The 6,384-nt window shown below is 42.4% G+C and carries 8 protein-coding genes; 4 read left to right on the forward strand and 4 right to left on the reverse strand.

Features of this window, described 5'->3' with window-relative positions; genetic code table 11:
• The first annotated feature begins 177 nt into the window (after window positions 1–177).
• From NNC77_RS15745 to NNC77_RS15755, 3 genes are read left to right on the forward strand one after another with little or no spacing between them, the layout of a single operon-like run.
• Window positions 178–591, forward strand: coding sequence for a plasmid mobilization protein (locus tag NNC77_RS15745; protein WP_254986903.1), 414 nt, complete (start codon window positions 178–180; stop codon window positions 589–591).
• Window positions 588–1,538, forward strand: a complete 951-nt coding sequence (locus NNC77_RS15750) for a relaxase/mobilization nuclease domain-containing protein (RefSeq protein WP_254971762.1) — start codon at window positions 588–590, stop codon at window positions 1,536–1,538. Before NNC77_RS15745 ends, NNC77_RS15750 begins: the two co-directional genes overlap by 4 nt.
• 35 nt (window positions 1,539–1,573) lie before the next feature.
• A complete protein-coding gene (locus NNC77_RS15755) occupies window positions 1,574–2,323 on the forward strand; it encodes a hypothetical protein (RefSeq protein ID WP_254971764.1) in 750 nt (249 codons plus the stop codon).
• Window positions 2,324–2,396: 73 nt separating this feature from the next.
• Here NNC77_RS15755 and NNC77_RS15760 read toward each other — a convergent pair whose 3' ends face one another.
• The 4 genes from NNC77_RS15760 to NNC77_RS15775 all read right to left on the reverse strand — a co-directional run bounded on the left by NNC77_RS15760 (window position 2,397) and on the right by NNC77_RS15775 (window position 5,476).
• Window positions 2,397–3,017: a radical SAM protein gene (locus NNC77_RS15760; RefSeq protein WP_153112682.1), complete on the reverse strand. Its 621-nt coding sequence runs from the start codon at window positions 3,015–3,017 to the stop codon at window positions 2,397–2,399.
• Window position 3,018: 1 nt separating this feature from the next.
• Window positions 3,019–4,023: an energy transducer TonB gene (locus NNC77_RS15765; RefSeq protein ID WP_153112681.1), complete on the reverse strand. Its 1,005-nt coding sequence runs from the start codon at window positions 4,021–4,023 to the stop codon at window positions 3,019–3,021.
• A gap of 19 nt (window positions 4,024–4,042) precedes the next feature.
• Window positions 4,043–4,885: an energy transducer TonB gene (locus tag NNC77_RS15770; RefSeq protein WP_153125596.1), complete on the reverse strand. Its 843-nt coding sequence runs from the start codon at window positions 4,883–4,885 to the stop codon at window positions 4,043–4,045.
• 180 nt (window positions 4,886–5,065) lie between these two features.
• The gene (locus tag NNC77_RS15775; RefSeq protein WP_153128100.1) at window positions 5,066–5,476 is read right to left on the reverse strand and encodes a hypothetical protein; all 411 of its coding nucleotides are present in this window, start codon (window positions 5,474–5,476) and stop codon (window positions 5,066–5,068) included.
• A gap of 427 nt (window positions 5,477–5,903) precedes the next feature.
• Here NNC77_RS15775 and NNC77_RS15780 point away from each other — a divergent pair, with 427 nt between their 5' ends.
• Window positions 5,904–6,206, forward strand: a complete 303-nt coding sequence (locus NNC77_RS15780) for a hypothetical protein (RefSeq protein ID WP_254971768.1) — start codon at window positions 5,904–5,906, stop codon at window positions 6,204–6,206.
• The last annotated feature ends 178 nt before the right edge of the window (window positions 6,207–6,384 follow it).

Raw genomic sequence — 6,384 nt, forward strand, 5'->3', positions numbered from 1 at the left:
GGTCTGCGACCTTGGACGTGGATAGCTGAAAGGCTGTAGTTCCAACTAACGTGTTCTGAGAGGGAGCGAGGTTATGTTTTGGGAACCCCAAAACGCCTCGCTCCACCATGAGGGCGGAGGAATTTTGCTCCCGGCGGTCGCAGAAAGTGAGTGTACCAACTGTAAACAGTATATCGAATGACAAGCATACATGAACAATACAAGAAAAAGGGCGGAAGACCGCCCACAGGCAGGATTCACAAGCTGTCGAAGTCTGTCACGGTGAAGTTCTCGAAGCCAAGCTACGAGGCACTGAGGCTGAGGGCGAGAAAAGCCAACCGCAAGTTGGCGGAGTACATCCGTGAGTCCGCCTTGAACGGCGAGGTGGTCAGCGGACACAATGCAGAGACGGTAGCCATCGCCAAGAATCTCATTGGCATGGCGAACAACCTCAACCAACTTACCAAGCTGTCGCATCAGAGAGGTTTCCATGAGACCCATATGTATGTGGTGGACTTGTTGAGAAGATTGAAAGCTATCCTTGGCGAGTATCGCCAAGCAAGTTATAAACCGAAGCCAAGTAGTATGGGCAGAAAGGAGGATACCACATGATAGGCAAGCTAAAGAAAGGGTGCTCATTTGGCGGTTGCATCCGCTATGTGACGGGCAAGGATGAGGCGAAAATCCTTGCCTCTGATGGTGTGTTACTCGGTACAAATACTGAGATGGCGCAAAGTTTTGAGCTACAAAGGCAACTAAATCCAAAGATTAAAAAGCCTGTGGGACACATCGCCTTGAGCTTCAAGCCCGAGGACAAGCCTCGTTTGACGGATGAACTCATGGCTAAGATAGCCCTTGAATACATGCAGATGATGGGCATCACTGATACCCAATTCATCATCGTAAGGCATCACAATACAGACAATCCACATTGTCATATCGTGTATAACCGCATCAACAATGAGAGCAAACTCTTATCAGACAGGAATGATTACAGGCGTAATGAGCAGGTGACCAAGGCTCTAAAATCCAAGTATGGATTGACTTACGGAACGGACAAGAGCAAAACTAACACTCGCAAATTACGCAATGCTGAGCGAGCCAAATATGAAATTCACAATGCTGTAAAGAGCGCATTGAGAATGGCAGATAGCTGGGACGAGTTCAAAAGTGAACTTGCAAAACGAGGTGTTCACTTAGAGTTTGTCTATAAGGATAAGGAGCGAACCAAGGTTCAAGGCATCCGTTTCTGTAAGGACGGATATAGTTTCAAGGGTACGCAGATTAGCCGAGACTATAGCTTTGGCAAACTGAATGCAAGATTTGAGGGAACGGAGAACCATGTATCAGCAAGAGCCATTTCTACTCAACAATATGAGCAAGGTAGTTTCAAGGACGAGCTGTTGTCATTCATGTCGGAGAGCAGCCAAAAACCATGGAATGGTATTTCTTCCATTGGACTTTTTGCTCCAGCCAATGCTCAGACCTTTGAGCAATTCCCAGAGGATGAATCATCCAAGAAGAAAAAGAAGAAACGCAGAAGAGGCTTTAGCCTTTAATGCAAGTTACAAACCATTCAAACAACAAAAGAAATATGAAAGAAGAACTATTGGAAGCCATCTACGGCACAGTTGAGAGATTGGAGCAGAAAGTCGATGAACTTTCTGCTTCACCAAAGTACGCAGGAGCGGAAACCGTTCCTGCAAGTAATGACACAACCAAGTTGGAGAAATCAATCATTGCTATGTTTGGCAAGGAAGAGGAAGTCAGAGGTAAAATATCCAAATTAAGAGATGCCATTGTTGTTTTTGTTGACCTTATCAAGGCTGAACTCGGCAAAAATGAGCAGCGAAACAAGTTCTTGGTTGATGCCGTCAAGCAGATGAGACAAGAGAATGGTGTTTCCTCAAAGGCATTGCAGGACAAACTTGAAGTGATGAACAATTCACCTCAGAAGAAACTTGTCACCCATCGCTTCGAGCCTACATCAAAGTATGTTCTTCTTTTCATTGGTGGCTTGGCTCTATCTCTTGTCATATCCATTTGGGGCAACCTCACCCAATGGCGAGAGCACCAAGATTGGGAGGAGGCAGACTTGAAGTATAGAGCTTTGAAGATGGTTCTGTCTGCTGATGACCCAAACATCTTATATATAGAGAAGCACTTCTCTGTAAACAGAGACGAAAATGTCATAGACTATGTCAAAAATCGTGTTGCAGCTTACGAAGATTCTGTTCTCAAATACAATGAAATGGTACGGATGGCTGCATACAAAGACAGTGTAGCTAATGAACTTCGCAGAGAGTCAAATAGCATAAAACGTACTATTAAAAATTACCAATAATTTTTATCCAATACCCCAATGAGATGGAATTTACATTCAAATCCATTTCATTGGGACATATAATTAAAACTGTTTATTTGTTTCTAATAACATATTCAAATTCATCAAAATTCTCATATCCTAATTCTATTAAGACTTGGCGACTGTGTTTCCTGTCATCTTCGGTGTTGAACTTGGGGATTATGGGGAGACGAAGGATGATCTTGTCTTTATGTTTGGCATGAGTGTTGAGCCAGACAAGGTTGTCGATAACTTGCCGGTTGGGCTTACCTGTGTAGGCTTGATAGATGGCAGGATTCATGTCCTTGATGTCGATGATAAAGGAGTCAATGTATGGGGTGACTTCCTCCAAGTGATGGCGAGGTACGTTTAGACTCGTCTCCATTGTAAATTGCCATCCCTCTGGGCATTGTTCACAAAACTCCTTTATGAATGAACTCCACAGAAGCGGTTCACCTCCACCAAAACAGATGCCGCCTCCTGTCGCCAAGAAGTAGAGGTTGTCCATCTCCACGTTCGCCATCAGCAGTTCTGTATCCACCTCCTGCCATACGCCGTCAGCATCAAGGCATTGGGGATTGAGACAGTATTTGCAACGAAGCGGACAACCGTGGAATGCCACAAGCGTGGTGACGCCCTCGCCATCTATCGTGAGGCGGTGGCGGTCGATGCAAATGAGTGGGGCGGTCTTCATATTATTCTACTTTAAATGTGAAAGGAACGGTGGCATGTGATTTCACCACCTTGCCGTTTTTCTTGGCAGGAGTCCATTTCGGCATGCTTTTCAGTACTCGGATGGCTTCTTCGTCGAGGATAGGGACAAGACTTTTCTCCACCTTGATGTTGCTCAAACTTCCGTCCTTGTTGACGGTGAAACCAAGGATGACTCTGCCTATTGGCGCGCCTTCCCGACATTCTTTTGGATATTGAAGGTTAGTCTTGATGTATTGCGTCAATGCAGTCGAACCGCCTGGGAATGAAGCCTCTTCGAAAGTATCTTCTCTTTTGATGACGGGAGCTGTTCCTCTAACTCTGACTTCGGGAACGATTCCTGCCACGACTTCCCCTAAGGCACTTTCGTTGAATATTAGAGTGATGACATTGAGCTTGTCTCGGCTCATTTCTGATAGTTTGATGCTTCGGTCTATGAAGCCGATGTATTGCACGGTTATCGTGTCGCCTTGCTCCACTTCGAGAGTGAAGTTTCCATTGACATCAGTTATTGCATACTTTCCCGAATGTTTAGCGATGACGGAGGCTCCAATAAGCGGCTCATTGTCCTCGTCGCTAATGAGATGCCCTTGGACGAAGAGCACTCCTTTCTTGCTGAGAGAATCTTTCGCTTGGAGTAGGGCGGTATCGTTGGTGGTGTATTCTTGGAACAGGATAGGGATAACCTTTTCAGACTTAGGCGGTGTCGATTTGTAATATCCCTTCTGCGTGGCGCACGATGTGGCGGATGCGGTGAGGGCGGTGATGCCCAAAGCCACTCCTGCGACCTTGATGGCTTTCCCTGCCATCTGTCGGAGGTGCAATTCGTGTTCTAAGTCCCTCACGTCTTGCTCGCATTTCGGGCAAGTGCCCTTGCATTCACCCTCGAAGTGACATTCGTCGGGTGAATAACTGATTCCATTGGCATCCGCTATTTGCTTGCGGATGGCCTTGAGCGTGTTGCAAATGTTGCGTCCTCTTGTTGCCATGATTATTCCTTTTTTATAGTTACTGCACGTGGATGTAGACAGGAAGCGTGTATCTTGATTTCACAGCCTTGCCGTTTTGCTTGGCAGGAATCCAACTCGGCATACTTTTCACCACCCGGACTGCTTCTTTGTCAAGGTCAGAATAGACGCTTTTCTTCACTTTGATGTCACTTAGATTTCCATCCTCATTGACCGTGAAAGTAACGACAATTTTTCCTTGTATGCTGCAATCGCCCTGTATGTTTGGATAGCGAAAATTGTCTGCAATATATTTCATACACGCCGCTATGCCACCAGGGAATGACGCTTCCTCATCAGCATTATCAAATATTTTGCTGCTTTCAATGGAATCTATACCAATGGCAGATCTGGTGACAGCATTCCTGCCTTGATTTTTTGAGGAATTGCCTTTGATATTCTTTTTTATCTCTTTTGTTTCTAAGGATGGATTGTATGAAGCCTCCCCGTCCTTTCTGTTTTCTTCTTCCAGAAGTTTCTCCTTGTTGCCAAGAGAAATGGCTCCTTCTAATTGTCTGTTTCTTGGGTTCGGTTCTTCTTTTTTAACAATGATTGTATCACCTGTAACCATGTCTGAAGCATTTCGCTGTGGTTTTCCATCAGAACAAGCCGTTAAAGCAACAAGTCCTACTGCAATGCCAACGACCTTGATGGCCTTTCCTGCAATCTGCCTACGTCGCAATTCATACTCCAAATCTCTCACATCTTGCTCGCATTTGGGGCAAGTTCCCTTGCACTCACCAGTGAAGTGACATTCTTCTGGTGAATAGGCAATCCCATTAGCATCTGCTATTTGTTTGCGAATGGCTTTGAGAGTGTTGCAAATGTCTCTTCCTCTTGCCATAGTTTATTTTCTTTTATGATTATGTCTCTTTTTGATAACAACAATTTCCCCTGTGAGTCCTCCACTTTCTGTCAAAGTAATGACATTGAGCTTTTCGAGGTTCATTTCAGAGAGTTTGCGTTTTCTTATCGCAGTTAAAAATGCAATAATATAGCCTATTCCAAAACAATTCTATATACTTCATATAGGCCTCTCTTTCTTTGAATTGGTTCTTTTTGAAATAAAAGAATAAATGGCATACTGGATACAAATTGGCAGGAGATTAAATATCCCCAACCAAACAAACACTATGAGGCTCAAAGATAAGGCTGCCCCATTGGTTACAACTAAGGAAATAATGCCTATCAAAAACAACGTCACAAGACTATTCAATATTATTTGTCTTTTCAGCAAAAATTCCTTTCTAACAGATTTTGCCCAAAGCCAAGCAAGCAAAGCCATACTCAAGTTAAACAAGGAAATACAAATCGTAAGCATAATGCCCATAAAATATCCCAAGTACAAGACCACTGCAGGAATAATATAGGCAACAAATGTGGCCACAAATACTGTGAGCAAATATTTCTTTGTATCTTTATCTCTTAGTTTCATATTACGTTCATTATATTTTACTTTGTTTTATACATTACAATGAAATGCTGTTTTATACTCATTTCTTGCTACAAAAATAACATTTTGTAGTGATAATCGGTTATAATCCCTTGAAAATCTACGATATTTTATCGTAATTTAGACAAAATAGAAATATAATCTGTAAAAATGGAACTAAACAATTGATTTTCAAATACGATAAGATACATATATGCGTTCATGAATATCGCTCTTTTGCCATATTCTTAAAATGTCAAAATCGGAAAATTACTATTGTTTTCCGTGTTAATTTTTGTTTTCTCATGCTTTCATTTTGGGGTTTCTTGATTTTGTTGTTCCTAATTTGTTTCTTTCGTCATTTTGTCATTCCAATTAGTATTGATTATCGGTATATTACGAGCAGTCAGTAAGATTTCAAGACAAAGTCTTGGAAAATGCTCTCACAAAATTAAAGGTGTCTGTAAATGTCAATGATGCTGACTGGCAGAAAATCCAAGAACTGTTCACCAAAGAACGCCAATGGATGGTCTCACAGATGCAGACGCATATCCGTGAGGTAAATTCCATGTTTGCTGATGAACGGAAAAAAGTCCGTGAACGATACAAAGAATATGATGGCTGCTATCTCGGTCACTATGCCCAGTGGTTCTTCTGGTTCTTCTTTACCATTGGATTTTTTGTGATTGTAGGATGTATAGGGATGATGATTGCACAATGCTATAATAGGTGATAAAAGTCGAAAGACCTTCGGCTCTTGTCACCTTAGGCTTCGGATTTTTATTTGTTGTTTGTCTTATACGTGAAAAAGTTGTCACCTTTAGGATGGTTAAACTAAATATGTTACTATCTATTTTTCTTATCACTAAATGAGTTACGCATTTTTAATTTTATCACTATATGGGTTGTCA

The sequence above is a fragment of the Segatella copri genome (assembly GCF_024330485.1).
GTDB lineage: Bacteria > Bacteroidota > Bacteroidia > Bacteroidales > Bacteroidaceae > Prevotella > Prevotella copri_L.

What these genes read in the sequence shown, in the direction of transcription:
- NNC77_RS15770 (WP_153125596.1), bottom strand. Translation starts at nt 4,885, where the DNA reads ATGGCAAGAGGAAGAGACATTTGCAACACTCTCAAAGCCATTCGCAAA.
- NNC77_RS15775 (WP_153128100.1), bottom strand. Translation starts at nt 5,476, where the DNA reads ATGAAACTAAGAGATAAAGATACAAAGAAATATTTGCTCACAGTATTT.
- NNC77_RS15745 (WP_254986903.1), top strand. Translation starts at nt 178, where the DNA reads ATGACAAGCATACATGAACAATACAAGAAAAAGGGCGGAAGACCGCCC.
- NNC77_RS15750 (WP_254971762.1), top strand. Translation starts at nt 588, where the DNA reads ATGATAGGCAAGCTAAAGAAAGGGTGCTCATTTGGCGGTTGCATCCGC.
- NNC77_RS15765 (WP_153112681.1), bottom strand. Translation starts at nt 4,023, where the DNA reads ATGGCAACAAGAGGACGCAACATTTGCAACACGCTCAAGGCCATCCGC.
- NNC77_RS15760 (WP_153112682.1), bottom strand. Translation starts at nt 3,017, where the DNA reads ATGAAGACCGCCCCACTCATTTGCATCGACCGCCACCGCCTCACGATA.
- NNC77_RS15755 (WP_254971764.1), top strand. Translation starts at nt 1,574, where the DNA reads ATGAAAGAAGAACTATTGGAAGCCATCTACGGCACAGTTGAGAGATTG.